The organism is Changchengzhania lutea, from assembly GCF_006974145.1.
Classification (GTDB): domain Bacteria; phylum Bacteroidota; class Bacteroidia; order Flavobacteriales; family Flavobacteriaceae; genus Changchengzhania; species Changchengzhania lutea.
Genome location: NZ_CP039456.1, coordinates 1,329,003 through 1,350,655 on the forward strand (window position 1 = coordinate 1,329,003; position 21,653 = coordinate 1,350,655).

Sequence of the window (21,653 nt, forward strand, 5' to 3'; positions counted from 1 at the left end):
TTTAATGACTTTCTTCGTAATCAGGGTATAGAAAATGGTTATAAGGAAAACGGGTTATATGGATCTCTCTTACCTCATCATACACTCGTTTTTTGAAGTCTTCTAAATTCTCTTTATTTAAAGCCGAAATGAACAAAGCATTTTTACCTACTTTCCCCATCCATGTTTTTTTCCATTCTTCTAAAGAGTAATGTCTTTCTGAGCGTTCGGTTTCTAAATCGTCTTCTTCTAATGGTTCAGCCTCATAAGCATCAATCTTATTAAAAACCATAATCGTTGGTTTGTCGCTACTTTTTATTTCACCTAAAATTTTATTGACCGATTCGATATGCTCTTCAAAATTAGGGTGTGAAATATCTACAACATGCAAAAGTAAATCGGCTTCTCTTACTTCGTCCAGCGTACTTTTAAAACTATCGACGAGTTGGGTTGGCAATTTTCGAATAAAACCAACGGTATCACTCAACAAAAATGGCAAGTTTTGAATTACGACCTTTCTCACCGTCGTATCTAAGGTGGCGAACAACTTATTTTCAGCAAAGACATCGCTTTTGCTAATCACATTCATGAGTGTGGATTTCCCAACATTGGTATAACCCACCAGCGCTACACGAACCATTTTGCCGCGGTTACCACGCTGTACCGCCATTTGCTTATCAATGGTTTTTATACGCGCTTTCAAAAGTGTAATTTTATCACGTACAATACGTCTATCTGTTTCAATTTCGGTTTCACCGGGACCACGCATACCTATTCCCCCTTTTTGACGTTCAAGGTGGGTCCACATACCTCTTAATCTAGGGAGTAAATATTCACATTGAGCCAGTTCCACTTGGGTTCTTGCATAACTCGTTTTTGCACGTTGCGCAAATATGTCTAAAATTAAATTGGTTCTGTCCAGTACCTTACAGTTGAGAATTTTACTTATATTTCGTTCTTGAGCAGAAGATAATTCGTCATCAAAAATAGCTGTCCCAATATCGTTTTCTTCAATAAAAAGACGCACATCTTCCATTTTTCCTGTACCTATAAAGGTTTTGGGGTTTGGCATGTCCATTTTCTGGGTAAATCGTTTTATAACCTCACCTCCCGCTGTATATGTTAAAAACTCTAATTCATCTAAATACTCCTTGGATTTTTCTTCATCCTGTTCTTTGGTAATAACGCCAATGAGAACTGCTCTTTCCAAGCTAACATCTTTCTTTTCTATCATAAATTAATTAATTGAAATCATTTGAAGCATATTCAATAATCTTCAAAGAATAAAATAAGGTCTTTTTTATTAGTTTTGAGGTTACTAAAGATTAAATCTATAGCTCATTTGAATGCGTGCATCCCTCACTGAATTATAAATCTCTTTAAAGCACAAAGTTACATAATTGAACCCATTATAACTTTTATATTTTTTTGGCTTACTTTTGACGCATGACCTACCCCTTAGGAGATATTCCCGTTAGAAACGATTTACAAACTATAGCCTTTTATAATGTTGAAAATTTATTTGATGTTTTTGACGACCAACGCACTAACGACAACGATTTTTTAAGTACGTCTGTGAAAAAATGGACAAAAAAACGCTACGGTAATAAGCTTAGGAAATTAGGATATACCATCTCTAATATTGGAAAAAAAGAAACAGGAAAACATCCTGCTCTTATTGGTATTGCAGAGGTAGAAAGCGCCAATGCTATTGAAGACTTAATAGCTTCCGCACACTTAAATGATTGCAGTTATAAATACATACACTATGATTCGTTAGACGAGCGTGGTATTGATGTCGCACTCTTATATGATGCAACTGTTTTTCAAGTTCTTGATTCTGAAATTTTTAGAGTTGATTTGCTTAATGAAGCTAATTTACCAGACTACACACGTGATATTTTATTGGTTTCTGGTCTGTTGGATGGCGAAAAAATTCACGTGATTGTGAACCACTGGTCTTCTAGACGCGAAGGTGAAAAGGAAACCGAATTTAAGCGTCTGGCATCTTCAAATAAAGTTGGAGAACTTATTTCCAAGATCAAACACAATGATGCTCAAGCCAAAATTGTTGTTGTGGGTGATTTTAATGATGACCCGTCCAGCCTAAGTATAAAACAACTTGTTGATGCTCATGGTTTATTCAACCCAATGGAGACCTTGCGCTCTTATAGTAGAGGTTCTAGTAATTATAATAGACAATGGAATTTGTTTGACCAGATACTATTTTCCACTAATTTTTTTGAGAGTACTAAAACAGATTTCGAATATTTCACTGCAGATATTTTTGATGCAAATTTCTTAAAATTGATGAACGGCAAGTACAAAGGCACACCATTTAGAACTTATATTGGAAAGCGCTATAATGGTGGATATAGCGATCACTTTCCCGTATATGCTATATTTAAGAAATGATTGTTTCGTTATGGCGTAAACATGAAGCAATCTGACTGTTATTAATTAATATAGAACTACTTTTACAACTGTAAAGATTCCATTTACAAGATCACTTCGGTCATGCTTCCCTCGTAATGACGGTTTTATTTGTGGTTTAGAAATATAAATCAATCTGCTACAATTTAGTCCAATATATTTAAACTTTACGTCATTGCGAAGGAGGCACGACTGTGGCAATCTCTTTAAAAAAAAAGACTGCCACATTTTGCAAAAAAAGCAAAAACTCGCAGTGAAGGATAGTTTGTTATTCTGAATTCAATTCAGAATCCCATCAAACATTGCAATAACTTTATAAGGCCTTGAAACAAGTTCATGGAGAGGAAACCTTTTAAGCAGCTTTGGATACCACATAAGTCAACCCCAAAACGGCAACGGGCAATAACCAGAGCAACCAAATATTATAAGTCGGTTTTTTATTTTTAATCCTTTTAGCATTAAGCACCATCCGTTTTCTTCCACTATACTGTATCCAATTCTTGAAGTATATAAAAACTACAACCAATACAAACACTATCCAAGCTTTATCTGCCGACATGATATCCATGTGCATTTGTTTAAAAAAACCAGCAAAAAATACACCTAAAAGCAATAGTAAAGTGCATTGTAGAAATGTGATATAAAATGTGGCTATACTATTCGCCTTTTTATTGTTTTTGGTTTTGTAATAATTAAAAAGGTTGAAGAACAGTGTGTCGAATGTGGTCATTTGGCGAATTTATGGTATTTATTCAAATTTAGATCTGTTTACGATCAACCTTTTCTACTCTGCATAATCAACACTAATCTCATCCAACTCATAAATACCATCAAAAGTATCTTGTCCGCTACCTGTGTATTTAAATGCGATATGCATCGTTCCTGTTGCACAGGACAGATCAACACTTCCAGAATTAAACCAAGGCACAAATGAATCGGTATCCTTTACAACGTAAGCTGCAGACAAAACGCCCCAAGTTGCCGAGGTAATGTTTTCTTCAGTGCCATCCCAATCTAATGCATATAAGACTTCCATAAAACTGCTATCAGCGAGACTGTTGGATGTTTTAAAGCGTAATGTTTCTCCATCTTGTGCGTCCAAGTCAATTGCAGGTGTTATTAGCCACCCTATGTTACTAGCATCACCAGAGCTTGAAGATTGAAACCTAGCAGATCTCCCTAAAGAGGCGTTAGAAGAGGTTGATGAATACCCTTCCCAAGCTTCGGTACCCGCTTGAATATAGTTGGTCCAACCAGCAATTACAATGGGTCTGTTATTTCTTTGAGATTCAAAATCTTCATATAATAGATTTCCTGATCCAACACTTGATGCTAGCCCGCATGAAAATTCCATTGGGTCGCAACGCTCCGTATTATCAAAATTAATATCTGCGGAACTGTTCAAAATTAAAACATTGAAATCGTCACCAAAGTCTCGACTGAATATCCCAGTAACGGATCCTTTCCCTTGAGGGACTATTAATGACTTAAAATCTGAAAACGTACTGGTTTCCAAAATCATTGAAATACCAGAATCGCAACTTTCAAGAATGCGATGTCCATCAAATTCATCATAAGCCTCGCTTGCAAAAGTGGCGCCCAATTCAAATCTATTTAGTTGCATATTATTAAGTTGGATTAAGGTGTTTTTATCCGCTTCGGTTAAATCTGCCAACCCAGAAATTTTAGGCGTAATGGTAGCAACCTCATTACTTCTTATAACAATACCTTTATACTCTGCAGGTTGAATTTGCTTCACCGCAACAGCATCGCCTTTACCAATGGTGATGACGCCGTTACTTTCCCCTATGGCCAAACCATTCATTTTAACATATACTTTTTGTCCAAATTGATACGTATCAGATAAACTACTCACATTAATAATCACTTTAAAACCTAACCTAGGGTCGTTATCTGGACTGCTATCATCTGTTTTATTCTGAACAATTAATTCTTCAAAAAAGTTACCCGATTTATCTGTGGAAATCACATAGCCTTCAATAAAAAAATCAGGTTCGTCATCAATAACCACAGTCGCATTTCCGTTATTTACAGCTTGTTCAAAAAGTGATTTTACAGCTTTAAAAGTTGTTATTTGCGCTGATGGGATATTTGGTTCGGTAACTGAAATATCCGGGATACCATAGTCATCATCTTTTACACAAGACGCAAAAAGCATCAAAGCACACATGATACTCATAACCGTTTTACTATTCATTATCTTTTGCATAATAATTCATTTAAAATCTAACATTTAAATTCAAGAAATAAGTTATGCCACGTCCGTACCAATATTTTGATCCAAAAACTGGTGAATCCAACGCTTTATCATCTCTTAATTCTCTATAATTAGCATTTCTGCCTTGTTCAAAACCACCTGTTTTATAGACTTCATCTAACAGATTGTTGATGCTTCCAAAAAATCCAACATAATAGTTTCCAATTTTCCACGACTTTCCGCCCACTAAATTAACCGACATATAATCATCAAAACGCTCCTGCTTTAATAAGGTCCTTGCCAAATCTTTATCATAATCATTAAACACATTCCCGTCAAAATCTGTATTAAAATTGGATGATCTGGTTAATGGGCTCACATCTACATAAGTATTACTGAAAAAATTCGCTGTTGCACCAAACCACCAAAAATCGGGGTCGCGATATTCAAAACCAACGGAATACGCATTTTGTGGCCCCGATGCCAATTTGTAACCTTTTAGTTTTGATTGACCGAAATCCTTAAATCCGTTTACAAATCCAGCCTCGACAGAGTCTTCATCTGGCTCGGTTGACAAAAACAAATTAGGATTATTGTCGTAAGTAAATTGACCTATTGCAGCTGCCCCTTTTAACTTAATAGTTGCAGTTACCTGTGCTTCAATACCTACTTCTGCGCCCATGTGCTTTCTATCAATACCTTGTAGAATCTCCTGTACGAATGCGGTATTATCACCACCAATGCCATCTGCAAAAAAGAATGCTATTTCGCTAGCATCAGAAATTTTCGTGTAATATCCTGTTAATTTTGCTTTAACACTTGAGGACCGAAATATATAACTAACATCAACAGACGCTATTTTTTCCTCTGAAATACCTGGTACGGTATTATGATTTTCCCTAGAATTAGAAAACGTATTTTGTATGGATGGTGCTCTTGAAATTAAGCCACCATTAAAATCGAATACATGCCTTCCTGATAATTTATAAGTTAAACCGGCTTTTGCTCCATAAGCTGTGAATACCATTTTTTCTCCTTTGCCCAAGGAGTTATCAGGAAATCCACCATTTTGATAGACCCCTTCCCTTTGATATTGTGTGTTTTTTATACTTCCTGAAATATAAAAATCTACTTTATTATAGGTAAATTGAGCATGTGCGTAACCACTTAACTCGTTTGCAAAAATGTTGTAGTCATATTTAAATGTATCCCCTTCACCCACAATTCGGTTTGGATGACGTAGATCGTTTTGAGCTTCATCAATGTTTGTGGCAAAACCATCAATATCCAAATAAGTTGAGCCACCCAAAAGATCTAAAACCTTTGCGAAATTTTTCGATTTTAAGGACTTATAATTTATACCAGCATCCAGAATAATATAATCATTGACCTGTTTGTTTAAAATAGAATTTACTGTCAATTGCGTGTCGTCAACGCGATCTTCGTATAATGCATAAATGGCATTTCCACCATGTTGACTGTTAACGATATTGGCATTATACATGCTGTTCCAATTAATTTGACCGTCATTTTGAAATGCTTTTAAAGCGCTATATGCAAATTGTAAATCATTTGGAAAGTTCCTTTCAAAATAACTTGGAAGTTTTTGATAATACGTCGGGCTTGGATTTGATCCTCCTCCTTGAGGAAAACCATCAATTAAATCTGTACCATTATAGTCCAATCGGCTATTGCTAAATTTCCCAAATTGATACCCCATATTGGTGTTTAAGGAGGTTTTACTATCAAGCTCCCAATAGTGGTTTAACATCACTATAGGTTCGTTAACTCCCTTAATTCTGGAATTTCGTTTTTCACCATCTTGCCATCCCCAATACTCATTATATTTTATATCTTTTAAATCGTAAATCTCTTGGGTGTTTGGAGATGATTTTCCTCTGCGGTTTGGCGTGTAAATGGCCGTTAAGTTTATACTATGTTTATCATTAATAAGTTTTTCTACTGAAGCAAAAAATGAATTTGAATTATAACTCGTGGCATCTTGATAGCCTTCATTACCCCAGCGCCTACCAACAGAAACGGTATATGCCCAGTTTTTTTTTAATAATCCTGAAGCATAAGTCCCCATAACCCGATTTGTATAGCTTCTGTTTGAGGATGAATATGTCAAACGCCCTCCTGGTCTAGCTTCCGAAGCCCTAACATGTATATTTGTAGTGCCCAAAACACCTCCAAAATTATAGCTTGATGGTCTTAGTCCCCAAGTTAGTTCTTGATTGCGCAACACATCATTGATCCCACCCCAATTACTCCATTGTGGCCTGCCATTATATATTTTATTCATTTCCATACCATTAATGAGAATGGATCCGTTTTTTGAATCTAAACCTCGAACTCTAAAAAAAGACGGACTGAATTCAAAAGCTACTGTTCTTTGAAAGACATCGAGAGAAGATGCTAACAATCCTGAAATATTATCTGCTCCACTCGTGTCATCGTTAAGTTCATCATCTGTCAAGGTAATTGTAAATAAATCGGCGACACCTAAAAGAGTCCTTTCTAAAGTCATATCACTAATATTTACCGTTTTTCCCTCGTTTATAATAATGGGATACCGTTTTGTGATATATCCGGTTTTTGAAATTTTCAATATGTGCTCTCCTAAAAGGACGTTTTTATTAAATATAAATTCGCCTAAGGCATCCGTTAACACATATAAATCTGTGCCTTCGATAACTACGGTCACATCTTCGATAGGCTCGAAAGAGCGTGCTTCTTTAACACTTCCCTTAATAACGGTTTGTTGAGCATGGAGCGAAATTGAGAAAAATCCGAGTAAAAATATGAGGGCTGTTTTAGTCATACCTATCTTTAAGACCCAATAATAATAACTAATTATATTCTAAAAAATTTAAATCACTTACAATAACTTTGGCTTAGGTTTTGTATTATAACTACGGTAATATATTCTTATCTCGTTTAAATGAATTATTTAAAACTTAATTTACTAACTTTATTTATGTGTGTGTTTATAAATACAAACGCACAAGAAAAGAAGTTTAAAATTCATACCATAGCCTTCTACAATTTAGAAAATTTATTTGACACTATAAATGATCCCACTAAATTTGATGAGTTTAGTCCTATTATGGAACTAAAGACTGATCGTGGTAAAGCCTATAAACAAAAGGTCCATAATATGGCACGTGTGATTTCTAATATTGGCAAGGATGTTACCAATAATACCCCAGCAATTATTGGTGTTTGTGAGGTTGAAAATAGAAGTGTGATAGAGGATATAGTGAATGATTCCTTATTACGCCATAAAAATTATGGCATTATCCATTACGAAGCACCAGATACTAGAGGGATAGATGTGGCGTTATTATATCAAAAAAAGCTATTTACACCTGCTAGTACAAGTACACATGAATTAAAACTATATGATGATCAAAATCAAAAACGGGTTTATACCAGAGATCAATTATTGGTAAGCGGTGAGCTTGAAGGAGACCCCATTCATCTTATTGTAAATCACTGGCCTTCTAGACGTGGTGGAGAAGCAAGGAGTAGGCCTAAACGTATTGCAGCCGCTAAGTTGAGTAAGCGTCTTGTTGATTCACTTCAGGTAATAAATCCTTATGCTAAAGTAGTTATTATGGGTGATTTCAATGACAATCCAAAAAATACCAGTATACGCTCTATTCTAAAAGCAAAAAAAAATAAATCAGTTGGTTTAAAGGGAATTTATAATCCATTTATAAACTTATATAATAACGGTTTGGGCACAACCGCTTATCGTGATGCTTGGAGTCTGTTCGATCAAATTATGGTCACGAAGCCATTACTTGAAAAAGAGTATTCGTCTTTTAGGTTTTATAAGGCGGGTATTTTTAACAAGCAGTACTTAATAACTAACAAAGGTGCATATAAAGGCTACCCTTTTAGAAGTTGGTCGAATGGCGGTTTTAGTAATGGTTATAGTGACCATTTTCCCGTTTATGTTTATGTGATTAGACAAGTCCCCACTGTCCTATCGGACATCTCCCCGAAGGAGAGGGATTAAGCATCATGCTTTTTAGTTTTATATAAAAATACGAGTTCGATTAACAAACTTTTAATTATCAATTAGTTCTTAAAATCCTGCAAGGTTTTGAATCCCATTAGCTATCGGGGCTTGTAGGTTTATTTTGTTTAGTTTAATACCTGCAAGGTCAAAATAAGACCTTGCAGGATATGAAAAAGAATTATTTGTTGTTGAAATTAAAGCTGTTAAATTTTTGAATATTAATCAAACTCACGTTAAAATTTACACTTCAATCCATAAAAAAAGACCTGTCTGGTTTTTGAAACCTGACAGGTCTGAGTATGTATCTCTTTTAATATTGAACTCGTTTATACGAATTACGCCATCCAAGTACTCCATGGAATTCTAGACAAGAACAACACTAAAGCTATCGTATAAAATATGGCAATCAATTTAAGTTTCGCTTGAGAAGTCAATTTCTTTTTATGCTTTGAATAACCTATGGTAATTAAAGCTACTGCTATGATGTTTATTAAGGGGTGTTCAACTAAATATAATCTGTTAACCGAATCTTTCATGATCTCGCCCATTCCTAATTCGCTAAACATTTGTAATCTGGGTGATACAAAATACAAAACCAACCCTATTAATAATTGAATGTGCGATACGATTAAAGTGAATAAAGATATTCTAAAATCCTTAGCGGTATATTCTTTATCTCCCAGTGTTTTGATTATAGCGTTTACAGTTGCAATTATTAAAACTAAAAGCACTAAATATGCCCAATATGAATGAAGTGATCTTACCGTTTCGTACATGATTATTTTAATTTATTTTATTTAACAAATGTAATAATTATATACATAAAAAAACCGCTTCTCCTAATAACTAACTAGAGAAGCGGTTTTTGAATTTTTTAAAAAATAAATGCTACCATTTATTCTCTGCAGCAGCACCTCCCCAAACTAAGGTTGCCAAATAGGGATTGTCAATAAATGCGTTTCTATTGCCTTGGGCTGCATAAATAACATTATTTCTTTGTTCTTCAAAAGCAGAAACAGGATCTTCTGTATTCCATTTTAGGAATAACTCTAAAGTACCAACCTTAGTGAAAGTTTCTCCATATCTAATATTCAAATACATTACCATTCGTGCTACATCTCCCTTCCATTCATCACCAGGATACCATTTTTCTCCTTGTAATGCATACGTTCCGCTACCATCTATAAAGCCATAATTGAGACGCTCGCTATTCACATCTGCATCACATGACCTTAAATGATGTAGATCGGTTACTGCATCTTCTGCACTTAACAAAGATTGTGGGTATATATGCTCTGTATTAAAGGTTTGTGGTGAATAAGAGTTTGTACCTGACATGTATTCTTCCCAATATCGACTTACACCAGAATACATCAATATGACATTATCTGCATTACTTTCATCTTCATCTGCGTTGTACAAGTATTGATGTCTTTGTCCATAAGACAAAATAGTAGTATGATTTGATTTTGTATGTTCTTCTAATTCATCAAACATTAAATTAGAATCTTCAGAGAAAATAACGCCGTTATAATAATCTACTAATTGTGAAGGAATATTAAAACCTATAGGCTGAATAACTGTAATAGTAACGGTAGCAGTAGAACATGTGTTATTTGGACTGTCATCATCACAAATGGCATAGACAAAAGTGTCTTCACCTAGAAAGCCATTTTGTGGTGTATATGACACGGTGCCATCATTGTTTAAAATAACTGTTCCTTGTGTTAAGGCATCATCAATCGTTGACAAAATCGAATCATCAATTAAAGAATCGTTATCCAATACATCAGAAATTATTTTTACTTCATTTTCTATAACCGTGTAAGCATCATCTACTGCCGTAGGATTTCCTTCATCTATTACGGTTATTGTAACGGTAGCAGTTGCACATGTGGGCGTAGAGTCGTTATCACATAAGGTATAAGTAAATGTGTCTTCACCAGAAAACCCATTTAGCGATGTATAAGAAATTGTTTTATTATTGTTTAATATTACCGTACCAGAGCTTGATGAATTATCAATTGAAGTTAATATAGCATTATCAACCAATGTGTCATTATCCAATAAGGTTGTAATTGTTGTTGTTGTGTTCTCTATAATTTCTAAAGTGTCATTTACGGCAGTTGGGTTACCTATATCAGTTACAGTAACGCTTACCGTACCTGTTGCGCAATTTGGAGAACTTAAACCGTCGCAAATAGTATAAGTAAAATTGTCGGTGCCAGTAAAGTTATTTGCTGGTGTATAAATAAGTTTGTTAGAGGCTTGGGAAATTGTTCCACCATTGGTTGAAGCAGTATCAAAATCGTTTAGCTTCGCATTATTTGTAAGCGTATCGTTACTTAAAACACTTATTGGTATTGAGGTGTTTTCTAGAGTACTTACAGCATCATTAGCAGCTACTGGAGGCTCTACAGCAATACTATCATCACTCCCGCCGCATCCAAAAAGTATTACGGCTAAACATATATATACATATTTCATAACAAAAGTTTTATGTGAAGATAAAAAAACCTCTTAGTTTAGTAAGAGGTTTTTTTTTAATTGAATTAAGATACTAATTTGCTACCCAAACTCCATCTGTTTTGATAACGCTTTTACTTTCAATACCTGTTGAACCCGTATATACTACGAAGTTTAAAACATATTTTTGTCCTTCTTGAGCACTAGGGTTTTTTGCATCTAGTAGCACATTAGCTACTTCCAATAACATATCATCATCCCAGTAATTATCACTTCCAGATCTTCTATCAAAACTTCCGAAGAATCCTACATTGTCCGCAGGACCCGGATAAATATCTATGAACGCGTTTGAAATTAATGCAATATCTGAACTTGTTAACGTATAATTAATAGTGTTATCTGGCAACCATTCACCATCTTCAAAACCATATTGGAATCTAGTTTCAATAACGTCTGGAGTTAAATTCCAGTTTTCACCGTCAAAAATACTATGACCGTATTTTGTTGAAGTTCCACCTGAGAAATAATCGTATTGAACCATAGCCACATCGCCTTCTTGAGCGTAAGGGAATAACTCTTCTAAAAAGATGTCTAAAATATAAATATCGCTGCTTCCAAAGTTTGGAAATCTAAACCCGAAAGTATCGAAATTTTTATCTGTAAATACATAAGGAAATTCCCAATCGCCATCGTTCTTAGCTACTACAGCAGTTACTTCTACAATAGTTGCATTAGCAATATAGGCTCCTGATGAAAATAATAAAGTCATAGTTTCTATGCCGCTAGAACCATTGTAAATATCATAAGTTACAGCGTAAACATCACCTTCTGTCGCAGTTGGTAAAATAATATTTAAAGCTTCCAAAATCATAGCATCACTCCAGTAATTATCACTTGTAGATCTTACGTCAAAACTACCAAAGCGCCCTAAATTTTCCGCAGGACCTGGATATGTTGCACTTAAATCAGTAGCTATTGTCTCATAATCAGTCCCTGTTAATGCATATTCTGTTGCGGTTGTTCCACTAGCATCAGCATCCAATTTAGAGAATCCGTATCCATTGTATTGAATAGTAAATGATTCTGAAAAGTTTGTTCCACCATCATAAATAGCAAAAGTAACAGCTACAACTTGACCAATACTATATTCACTTCCTAATAATTCGTTAAAACCTTCTAAAAGCATATCATCTGACCAATAGGCGCTATTTGATGGTCTTCTATCAAAATTTCCGAATCTCGCTGCGCTTTCAGCTGCTTCAGGGTATGAAGAACTTAAAGCATTACCAATAGTTTCATAATCGTCACCCGATAATGCATAAGATAATATATCTGCATTATAAGTTAATTCTACAAAAGTTCCATTGTCTGCTGTTTCATAGTTAGAGCCTAAATAGCTATCAATTTCACTTAAATTTGATAAGGTTTCCGTCGTAGACATAATCTCTAGCTCTGTTTCATCGAATAAGTTATAACCAACAGTTACTAATGAGCCTTCTCCCCAAACAGGGTATTTATCAGCTAAAAAGTCTGGGATTATTTGATCTGCTTGATCTTGAGATTCAAAATATTCCTCCCCGTTTAATTCTGTTTCATACAGCGCATAATCTTCTGAAGTAAAAGTGTATGTTTCTTCAGCTTGAATAAAATCAAATCCTGGTTTTTCTACTGAATCGAGATCGTTATAAATATCTTCATTAGGATTACAACCTGTTAAGGTTATGCCTAAAATTACTAAGCAATAAATTATTTTTTTCATTTTCTTTTTTTTTAGAAATTAAGTTTTGCACCGATACTAAATGTTCTTCCATAACCGAAATACACTAAAGCCGTGTCTGCTGTAGAACCAGATCCATCTTGTGCATCTGAAATATATTCAGTATCAAACACATTATTCATTCTACCTGTTAAAGTCGCATCAAAAGACCCAAATTTAAATCCATGGCTAAGGGCTATATCAAATAAACCATAATCAGGCATTTTCCATGCGTCTGGCGCACCTTCTGTACCACGATCACTAGGGTCATAATCAGCATATATATCAGCATAATAGTTGTAGTCTATAATAAATCTAGTTTCAGGTGCTAATTTATAATTAGCTCCTAATGCAAACGTTGTTTGTGCTGCATCAGCTACATGTAAATCACTAATATATATATCTACGGTATCCAACAAATTTTGCTCTTCATCAAAAATATCTACACCCAATACATCGCTATCCCATCTCCAATCTCCTAAAGATGCCATACCCGTCACGCTTAATTTATCCGTAGCTCTATACACAAAGTCTAACTCTATACCCTGGTGAATAGCATTTACGCCTAAAATATTAGCTGCTGCTCTTGTCCCATCAGGTTGTTGGAAGCTAGCCGTTTCTGTTCTATCATTCCATGTGGTTCTGTATAAGTTTACGTTAGCAGTTAATTTCTCACCACGAAAACCATAACCTAACTCATAACTTGTTATTTTTTGATTTTCAGCATCCGCATTAATATTGTCATTTGAAAAATTTAAAAATACAGAATCAAAATCTGCTGCTTTTTCAAAGTAGCCTAAGTTAGCAAATACATTATGATTTCCATCAATTCTATAATTTGCACCCCCTTTAATACTATAACCTAAAAAATTATATTTATCTGTTTCCTGCAAAGGATCTGAATCTAAGTAATTAAAATAATCAATTCTTTGGTAAGACGTATTAGACACCGCTAAAGCTACAAATGTGTTAAAATTTTCATTAACATCGTATTCTAATTGACCAAAGAATCCTAACCAACCAACTTTTCCGTCGTTATTATAATTTATCATATCCCCGACTTGAGCTGCATTATTTGGGTTGTTTTCATCATTATCATCTAAGAAATATTGTCCGCCCAATAAATCGGTTACCTCTTGAAAGTGTATCCCTGTATAAGATCTATAGTCTAAACCAGCTAATAACACTAAATCATCAGATAAATCTGTTTTTAATGTAGATAACAATCCGTACCAGTTATGGTCATTACGAGACGCTCTTAAAATGGTTTCAGAACCATTTGCTCCTAAAGCTTCATTCTCATCAGAAATTTTATCAAAATCTAACGGTCCAAAAAGACCTGTTCTATAGTCGCTACTTCCATCAGCATTAAAAGTAAACTTATTAACACCTCTGGTTCCACCACCACCGCCTGATCCGAAAGACACATAAGCAGATGAGTTAATAGATGTTTTTTCGCTTAGAGTCCAATAATGGTTTAAAGAAATTTGAGGTTTATTGTAAAAGTTGTCTTCTTGATAAGTTACTTGACCATTCTTATACCCCCAATCGGCGTTGAATTTTCTACCTCTTTCACTATTTCTATAAGTCTCAATTAGTTGTCTGTTTTGTCTTTGTCCATGACGTTGTTTAGAACCAAATGCAGAAAATGCTAGTTTGTGATTTTCGTTTATTTCTTTAGAAATATTTACAAAATATGAAACACCTGTAAACTCTGTACCATCAACATATCCATCACCTGTAGTTTTTGCAGCAGAAACCGTTGCAGCAAAACCATTGTCCATTAATCCTGTTGAGTATGTTAAGCCATATTTTAGGTAACCATCGTTAGCAACGGTTGCTAGTATGTTACCTCCTTCTTCAACATCGGTAGTTTTTGTGATAATATTGATTGTACCTCCAATAGATGGTACAGCAAGTTTTGAAGCTCCTAAGCCCCTTTGAACCTGCATGGTACTAGTCACATCACCTAATCCTGCCCAGTTAGACCAGAAAACACGACCATTTTCCATGTCGTTTACAGGAATACCGTTTATCATTACAGCAACATTTTCAGAATCAAATCCACGAAGATTAATTCTACCATCACCATATCCTCCACCAGCTTTAGTCGCATACACACCGGGTGTAGATTTTAAAATTTCTGGAAACTCTTGTGTCCCTAATTTAAGTTCAATATCTGCGGCTTTAACGGTAGATACTGCTACTGGTGTTTTTCTATCAACTGCTACAGAAGCAATGATTTGTATTTCTTCAAGTCCAAATTGACTTGACTCTAATTGGATGTTATCTAAAGTAGTATCTCCAGAAAAAGAAATAGTTTTAGAATTATAACCAATATAGGAAATTACTATCTCACCAGAAGATGATAATGTTTTAAAAGAAAAATTTCCGTCAAAATCGGTAGTTACACCATTGGACGTGCCTTTTTCAATAACGTTTGCTCCTGGAAGTGGAACATTACTTCCTGCCTCTAAGACTGTACCACTAATGGTGCTTTGAGCCATCATTACCGTAGAACATAATAGCACCACAGCCATCAATAAAAATTGAGTCGTTTTTTTCATAATTTGTAATTAAATTAATTATTTGAAATTAGTCGAAGCAAAAGTACATATAAATGATTAATTAATATTACCCAAATGTTAAGAAATTTAACAGTTCATTATATGATAAAAAAAGCATCGAAATTCAGATTTCGATGCTTTTTATAAAGTGAAGTGGTTTAAACTTTTAAATTAATTAAACCCTTTATAATAATTCAATAAATTGGCTGTAGAAGCGTCGTGATTATTCGAGTTACTCGTGTTAAATTCCTGTAAAATTTTATTAGCTAACTGCTTACCAAGTTCTACTCCAAATTGGTCATAGCTGAAAATATTCCAAATAACACCTTGAACAAAAATTTTGTGCTCATACATAGCAATAAATTTCCCTAAGCTTTCTGGTGATAATTTATTTATAAAAATGGTGTTTGTAGGTTTGTTACCTTCAAATACTTTAAAAGGAACGATTTCTTCTTTTGTGCCTTCCGCAATAACTTCCGCTCCTGTTTTACCGTGTAATAACGCCTCGGTTTGTGCCAAAAAATTGGAGGTTAACTTATCTTGGTGATCTTGATTTCCGTGCAAGGATTTTACAAAACCTATAAAGTCGGCCGGGATTAATTTAGTGCCTTGATGGATCAATTGAAAAAAAGCATGTTGGGCGTTGGTTCCTGGCTCTCCCCAAATAAGCGTACCTGTTTGATAATCAATTAGGTTGCCATTTCTGTCTACACTTTTGCCATTACTTTCCATAATACCCTGTTGCAAATAGGTGGCAAACTGATTTAGATATTGAGAATATGGAATGACCGCTTCGCTTTCAGCCTCAAAAAAATTGTTATACCAAACACTAATCAGAGCCAAAACCACTGGAATATTCGTTTTAAAATCTTCATTTTTAAAATGTTCATCCATCTTGTTTGCACCAGAAAGCAAACTGTTAAAATGATCATAGCCTACTGCTAAACTTACAGATAAGCCTACGGCACTCCACAGTGAAAATCGACCTCCAACCCAATCCCACATAGGGAATATATTATTCTTATCGATACCGAAAGATTGGACGCTACTTAAATTAGTAGATACTGCAACAAAATGTTTTGCAACAGCTTCGTTAGTGGCCGATTTTAAAAACCAGTCTTTTAAAGTATTTGCGTTAGAAAGGGTTTCTTGAGTTGTAAAGGTTTTTGAAACAATTACAAAAAGGGTTGTTTCTGGGTTTAGTTTTTTAATGACTTCATTTACATGATCCCCATCTACATTGCTTACAAAATGCGTTGTTAAATGATTTTTATAAAACTGTAGCGCATCAACCACCATGGCGGGTCCTAAATCTGAACCGCCAATACCTATATTCACAATATCTGTAAACGGCTTGCCTGTATACCCTTTTAAGTTACCATTAACCACATGATTGGTAAACGTTTTTATTTTTTCTTTAACTTCATGAATCTCTGGCATCACATTTTTACCATCCACTTTAAAATTTGCATCTTCTGGCGCACGCAAGGCCGTATGCAATACTGCTCGTCCTTCAGTTTCGTTAATCACTTCACCAGAAAATTGACTTTTAATAGCCGCTTTAAGTTTTACCTCATCGGCCAATTGCAGCAAATAGTTAAAAGTCTCTTCAGTCATTCTGTTTTTTGAAAAATCGACATAAAAGTCCTCCCATTTTATAGTAAACTTATCTGCCCGTGCTTCATCTTGAGCAAACCAATCTTTCATGTGATCATCTTTCACATCTTTATAATGGGCTTGTAATTTTTTCCAAGCATTTGTCATTGTTGGATTTATTTTAGGTAATGCCATGGTTTAATTTTTAAAAGTTATTAAATTGTCTTCTAGACCACCATCTGTAATCTCATTGGTGAAAGGAATTAAATCTAAAGTCGTTTTTATAGGCTCTATAAAATCTAAGAATTTAACTTTTAAAGAATCTGAAATAGGCTTCGCTTCGGGCAATTTTTGTTTAAAAGGATCTACCTGTTTGCCATTTTTCCAAAAGCGATAGCACACGTGCGGACCACCAGTATTTCCTGTCATGCCAACCCAACCAATAACATCGCCTTGTTTCACAAACTGACCAACCTTGGCCTTGCGTTTTTTCATATGAAGGTATTGCGTTTCATAGGTGGCGTTATGCCTAATCTTTACATAATTGCCGTTACCTCCTTTTCTTCTTGACTCTGTTACTGTACCGTTAGCTGTTGCCATAATTGGCGTGCCTATACCTGCAGCAAAATCGGTGCCTTTGTGCGGACGCACTTTAAAGCCATAAACTGCAATGCGGCGTTTTAAGTTATACCTAGAGGAAATTCTTTTGAATTTTACAGGTGCTTTTAAAAATGCACGTCGTAAATTTTTCGCCTCTTCGTTAAAATAATCTATAATGCCTTTCGTACTATCTGTTTCAAATTCGAAAGCATAAAAGGGTTCTTTATTGTGTTCAAAATAGGCCGCTTTAATATTATGGACGCCTGTATAAATAGTGTCATCTATATATTTATCGGTGTAAATCACTTTAAAGCGATCGCCTTTTTGAAGGCGTCTAAAATCAATGGTCCATGCATAAATTTCATCTGCCATTTTATAGGCTAATCGCTGACTTAGACCTTGTGCTTCTAACTCTGCCGAAATGCTGCTTGTAATAATACCCGTGGCTGTTTTTTCAACATATTTAATGGGCTTTTTACTTGTATAGGCATGGATGGAATCTTGAAAATTAATAACCACATATTCTTCTTGGTTAGGCTGGTAAATAAAACACTTGGGTAGCTCTAATGAGTCCTTAGAACATAATAAGGTGTATGGTTTACCAACTTGAAGTTTTCGAATATCAAAACTATCCCGGGCTATATTGGCAATGTTGTAAATTTTAGGGTAACCTATTTTGTTGCGTTCTAGAATTTCGCCAAAACTATCTCCTTTTTTAACAGTATCGCGCTTTACTATAAAATCATTGAGGTTAAAACCAAATTCATAAATATGGACAGGTTCCACAACGACCGCCATGTCTTCTTTTGGTTCTGGTAATTTATTATTTTCCTCTTTGCAGCTTGCAAAGGCCAATATACTTATTAGTAAAATTAAACATCTGTACCCCATTCCTGTAATTCCTTTTCTGTCCATAAATCTGGAAAAAATATTCTTCTTTGATATTTTGGGTGCATGTATTTCACCCATTCACTTCCACCAGTTGCCTCGGCTGTTTTTCCTCCAATATTCAAATAATGATTGGCTGTGTTATAATGTGCCATAACCCACTTTATATTTACTGTATAATCGTAATGGCGCATGGCGTCTATTAAATCTTTATTCTCTTTGACATCTTTTGGTAGCGCTTTAAACTTGGTCCACAAATTATGTGTATTGTAAAATTCTGTAAATCTAATAAATTCATCTTTATACTTTTCTTCAAAAATCGTTAAAGTATAGCTCTTTTTTCCTGTTCTATAATCCTTTCCTGCAGCTTGCCAATACAAATGCTCAAAAGCATGTTCATAGGTCGTATTTCTATCTATGGTTTCCCTGAATCTATTGTCAATAAGATTAATAAGCTCTGTTGATGCAAATTCTATCTTCCGGTATTGGGCACTTTGAAAGCCGCTTGCTGGCGTTAATGTTTTTCGGAATTTATTGTACTGTTCTATATCCATGCCATCTTTCATAATAGTGAAAGAAGATGTCAGCATATCGAAATAGCGACTGATTCGCATGACCTTTGTTATAAACATGGTTGCATCAACTGATTCAGCTTTTGCAACTTGCTCAATTTCATGAAGAATCATTTTGAAAAGCAGCTCGTTGACTTGATGATACATGATAAACACCATCTCATCTGGTAAATCGGTACGTGGGATCTGAAGATTTAATAAGGTATCTGTATGAATATAATCCCAATAATTAATGGGTTTACTATGCAACAAGCCTTCTAAATGTGTGTCTAAATCTTGGCCTAGTTTATTATATTTTTCTTGGAGGTGATCGTTAATATTATTTTCCAAAGTTTTTTAATTTGCTACAACAATTCTGAATGGATGTTTTAGGCCTTTAAAAGCCTCAAGGTCTGCACGTAATGAGCCCACAGCTAAATCTGCCTTAATGCGTAAAGGTACTTTATTTTTGTCTTTTGAGACCCAAAGCGTTAAACTTTCTTCCTCTTTAAATACGCGCCCTGCCATAACATATGGTCTGAATTTTAAGGATTCTATTCTACCAAAATCCGTATCTATGGTTTCTTCACCCAAATACTTTAGTTTGAAGCCATAATTTTCTTCATCAAAAAACATATCTACTTTTACCTCATCTCCAATTTTCATTGTCTTTACATCTAAATTATTTCTTAGATAATAAAACGTCGAGACCATATCTTGAATATTTGGTGCTGTGTCTACAACCGTCTTCTTTTTATGTTTCTTATCATGAACATAGGCTTTTTGATTTTTTTGATCAAAATTAATCTCCAGGTCTTTGGTGTGACCACCTTCATCAATGTTTCGAATAAACTTATAAGGCGTCAAGGTGGTTTTGTCGAAGTAGCTTTCGTAGCGGTCCTTTACCTTAAAAAACCATTTTATCATCCCCGTAGTCCAGCCTTTACCAATCACGTGATACACCTCTTTATTGTCTATTTTGGAATCTTTAACTGTAAGTGTCGCATTTCCCGCTTTTAGAAAGCCGCTATAACTCATTTTAAACTTAAACCATTCACCATCTCCAAACGCTGAATTTTGCTGCGAAAAAGACGTTTGAATAGTAAGAATCGTGACGAATAAAAGTATAGCTCTTTTCATATGTTGTAGGTCATTGTAATGTAACTTGGTAACTTACATTTTATTGTTGTAGCTATCAAATTACAATTACTGTTCCAAAAATAAAAAAATTCTTTAGACTGCTTGCCTTTATATGAAGCCGATAACATAAAATTGTTACAAACAAAAACTCCATCATTTTATCATGATGGAGTTTTTACCATATTCAATAGCTCTTATAGTGTGCCTCTATTCGCTTGTTCTCGCTCAATAGACTCAAATAGCGCTTTAAAATTTCCTGCTCCAAAACCTCTTGCTCCCATACGTTGAATGATTTCAAAGAATAAGGTCGGACGGTCCTCAACAGGTTTCGTGAAAATTTGCAATAAATACCCTTCCTCATCGGCATCTACCATAATGGATAACTTTTGAAGCTCCTTAATATCTTCTTTCATCATGTCTTTATGCTCGCCCAATCGTCTTGGAATATCGTCATAATAAGCCTGTGGGGGGGGGGGCAAAAACTCAACACCTCTGGCTTTTAGTTGACTCACCGTGCCAATAATATCATCTGTAGCAACTGCTATGTGCTGTACGCCTGCGCCTTCATAAAAATCAAGATATTCCTCAATTTGAGAACGTTTCTTTCCTTTTGCTGGCTCATTTATAGGGAACTTTATCCGGCCGTTACCATTACTCATCACCTTGCTCATTAATGCAGAGTATTCGGTATGTATTTGCTTGTCATCAAATGACAGAAAATTTTCAAAACCCATAACGTCCTCATACCATTTTACCCATGTGTTCATTTGGCCCCAACCTACGTTTCCCACCATGTGGTCTATATATTTAAGACCAACGGGTTCAGGGTTATAGTCTGACTCCCAAGCCCTGAAACCTGGCAAAAATGAACCGCTATAATTTTTGCGTTCTACAAACATATGTACGGTTTCCCCATAGGTATAAATACCAGCCCTTACGACTTCGCCATGTTCATCTTTTTCAACAGCAGGCTCCATATACGATTTGGCACCTCGCTTTGTGGTTTCTTCATAAGCGCCTCTAGCATCTTCTACCCAAAGTGCAATGACCTTCACACCATCACCATGTTTTACAATATGGTCGTTTATGGGTGATGTACTGTTTAATGGGGTCGTTAAAACTAATTTTATTTTATCTTGTTTTAAAACATAGCTTACCGCATTTTTTGACCCTGTTTCCAATCCTTTATAAGCATAGGATTGAAATCCAAATGCTGTTTTGTAAAAGTGTGCTGATTGTTTGGCATTCCCAACATAGAATTCTACATAATCGGTTCCTAAAAGTGGCAAAAAATCTTGTGCGCCTTCGAATATTTTTTCTAATCCGTAATTTACTGATTTTATGTCTTTGCTCATGATAAAAACCCCTCTTAATCTCCCCGAAGGGGAGAAACTCAAATCGGGTATTTGAATTTTTTATTTTAAAAATT

General features: G+C 35.0%; 15 protein-coding genes. 2 read left to right on the forward strand and 13 right to left on the reverse strand.

Annotated features, from left to right (window positions below):
• Position 1 precedes the first annotated feature (1 nt).
• The gene (gene hflX / locus FAF07_RS06280) at positions 2-1,213 is read right to left on the reverse strand and encodes a GTPase HflX (RefSeq protein WP_142784300.1); all 1,212 of its coding nucleotides are present in this window, start codon (positions 1,211-1,213) and stop codon (positions 2-4) included.
• Between the two features lie 212 nt (positions 1,214-1,425).
• Between hflX and FAF07_RS06285 the strand changes: the two genes are divergently transcribed.
• Positions 1,426-2,394 carry an endonuclease/exonuclease/phosphatase family protein gene (locus FAF07_RS06285; RefSeq protein WP_142784301.1) on the forward strand — a complete coding sequence of 323 codons (969 nt, stop codon included), beginning with the start codon at positions 1,426-1,428 and terminating at the stop codon, positions 2,392-2,394.
• A 370-nt stretch (positions 2,395-2,764) separates the two neighbouring features.
• On the opposite strand, the gene FAF07_RS06290 is transcribed toward FAF07_RS06285, so the two are convergent.
• The 3 genes from FAF07_RS06290 to FAF07_RS06300 are packed head-to-tail and all read right to left on the reverse strand — an operon-like array spanning position 2,765 to position 7,454.
• Entirely contained in the window at positions 2,765-3,142 is a 378-nt protein-coding gene (locus tag FAF07_RS06290) for a hypothetical protein (protein WP_142784302.1), read from the reverse strand.
• Positions 3,143-3,196: 54 nt separating this feature from the next.
• The gene (locus tag FAF07_RS06295) at positions 3,197-4,642 is read right to left on the reverse strand and encodes a DUF5689 domain-containing protein (RefSeq protein WP_142784303.1); all 1,446 of its coding nucleotides are present in this window, start codon (positions 4,640-4,642) and stop codon (positions 3,197-3,199) included.
• Positions 4,643-4,652: 10 nt separating this feature from the next.
• Entirely contained in the window at positions 4,653-7,454 is a 2,802-nt protein-coding gene (locus tag FAF07_RS06300) for a TonB-dependent receptor (protein ID WP_142784304.1), read from the reverse strand.
• A gap of 120 nt (positions 7,455-7,574) precedes the next feature.
• Here FAF07_RS06300 and FAF07_RS06305 point away from each other — a divergent pair, with 120 nt between their 5' ends.
• Complete coding sequence (locus tag FAF07_RS06305; protein WP_142784305.1) at positions 7,575-8,657, forward strand: endonuclease/exonuclease/phosphatase family protein; 1,083 nt, start codon at positions 7,575-7,577, stop codon at positions 8,655-8,657.
• Between the two features lie 338 nt (positions 8,658-8,995).
• Here FAF07_RS06305 and FAF07_RS06310 read toward each other — a convergent pair whose 3' ends face one another.
• From FAF07_RS06310 to hppD, 9 genes are all read right to left on the reverse strand, one after another.
• On the reverse strand, positions 8,996-9,436 hold the full coding sequence (locus tag FAF07_RS06310; protein WP_142784306.1) for a hypothetical protein: 441 nt from the start codon (positions 9,434-9,436) through the stop codon (positions 8,996-8,998).
• A gap of 112 nt (positions 9,437-9,548) precedes the next feature.
• Positions 9,549-11,147, reverse strand: a complete 1,599-nt coding sequence (locus tag FAF07_RS06315; RefSeq protein ID WP_142784307.1) for an Ig-like domain-containing protein — start codon at positions 11,145-11,147, stop codon at positions 9,549-9,551.
• A 73-nt stretch (positions 11,148-11,220) separates the two neighbouring features.
• The gene (locus FAF07_RS06320; RefSeq protein WP_142784308.1) at positions 11,221-12,885 is read right to left on the reverse strand and encodes a hypothetical protein; all 1,665 of its coding nucleotides are present in this window, start codon (positions 12,883-12,885) and stop codon (positions 11,221-11,223) included.
• A gap of 11 nt (positions 12,886-12,896) precedes the next feature.
• The gene (locus tag FAF07_RS06325; RefSeq protein WP_142784309.1) at positions 12,897-15,449 is read right to left on the reverse strand and encodes a TonB-dependent receptor; all 2,553 of its coding nucleotides are present in this window, start codon (positions 15,447-15,449) and stop codon (positions 12,897-12,899) included.
• Positions 15,450-15,620: 171 nt separating this feature from the next.
• Positions 15,621-17,240: a glucose-6-phosphate isomerase gene (gene pgi / locus FAF07_RS06330; RefSeq protein WP_142784310.1), complete on the reverse strand. Its 1,620-nt coding sequence runs from the start codon at positions 17,238-17,240 to the stop codon at positions 15,621-15,623.
• Between the two features lie 3 nt (positions 17,241-17,243).
• Positions 17,244-18,560, reverse strand: a complete 1,317-nt coding sequence (locus FAF07_RS06335; protein ID WP_394344967.1) for a M23 family metallopeptidase — start codon at positions 18,558-18,560, stop codon at positions 17,244-17,246.
• A complete protein-coding gene (locus FAF07_RS06340; RefSeq protein ID WP_142784311.1) occupies positions 18,518-19,435 on the reverse strand; it encodes a tryptophan 2,3-dioxygenase family protein in 918 nt (305 codons plus the stop codon). Before FAF07_RS06340 ends, FAF07_RS06335 begins: the two co-directional genes overlap by 43 nt.
• Before the next feature lie 6 nt (positions 19,436-19,441).
• The gene (locus tag FAF07_RS06345; RefSeq protein ID WP_142784312.1) at positions 19,442-20,224 is read right to left on the reverse strand and encodes a DUF3108 domain-containing protein; all 783 of its coding nucleotides are present in this window, start codon (positions 20,222-20,224) and stop codon (positions 19,442-19,444) included.
• A gap of 194 nt (positions 20,225-20,418) precedes the next feature.
• Positions 20,419-21,579: a 4-hydroxyphenylpyruvate dioxygenase gene (hppD, locus tag FAF07_RS06350; protein ID WP_142784313.1), complete on the reverse strand. Its 1,161-nt coding sequence runs from the start codon at positions 21,577-21,579 to the stop codon at positions 20,419-20,421.
• Positions 21,580-21,653: the final 74 nt, after the last annotated feature.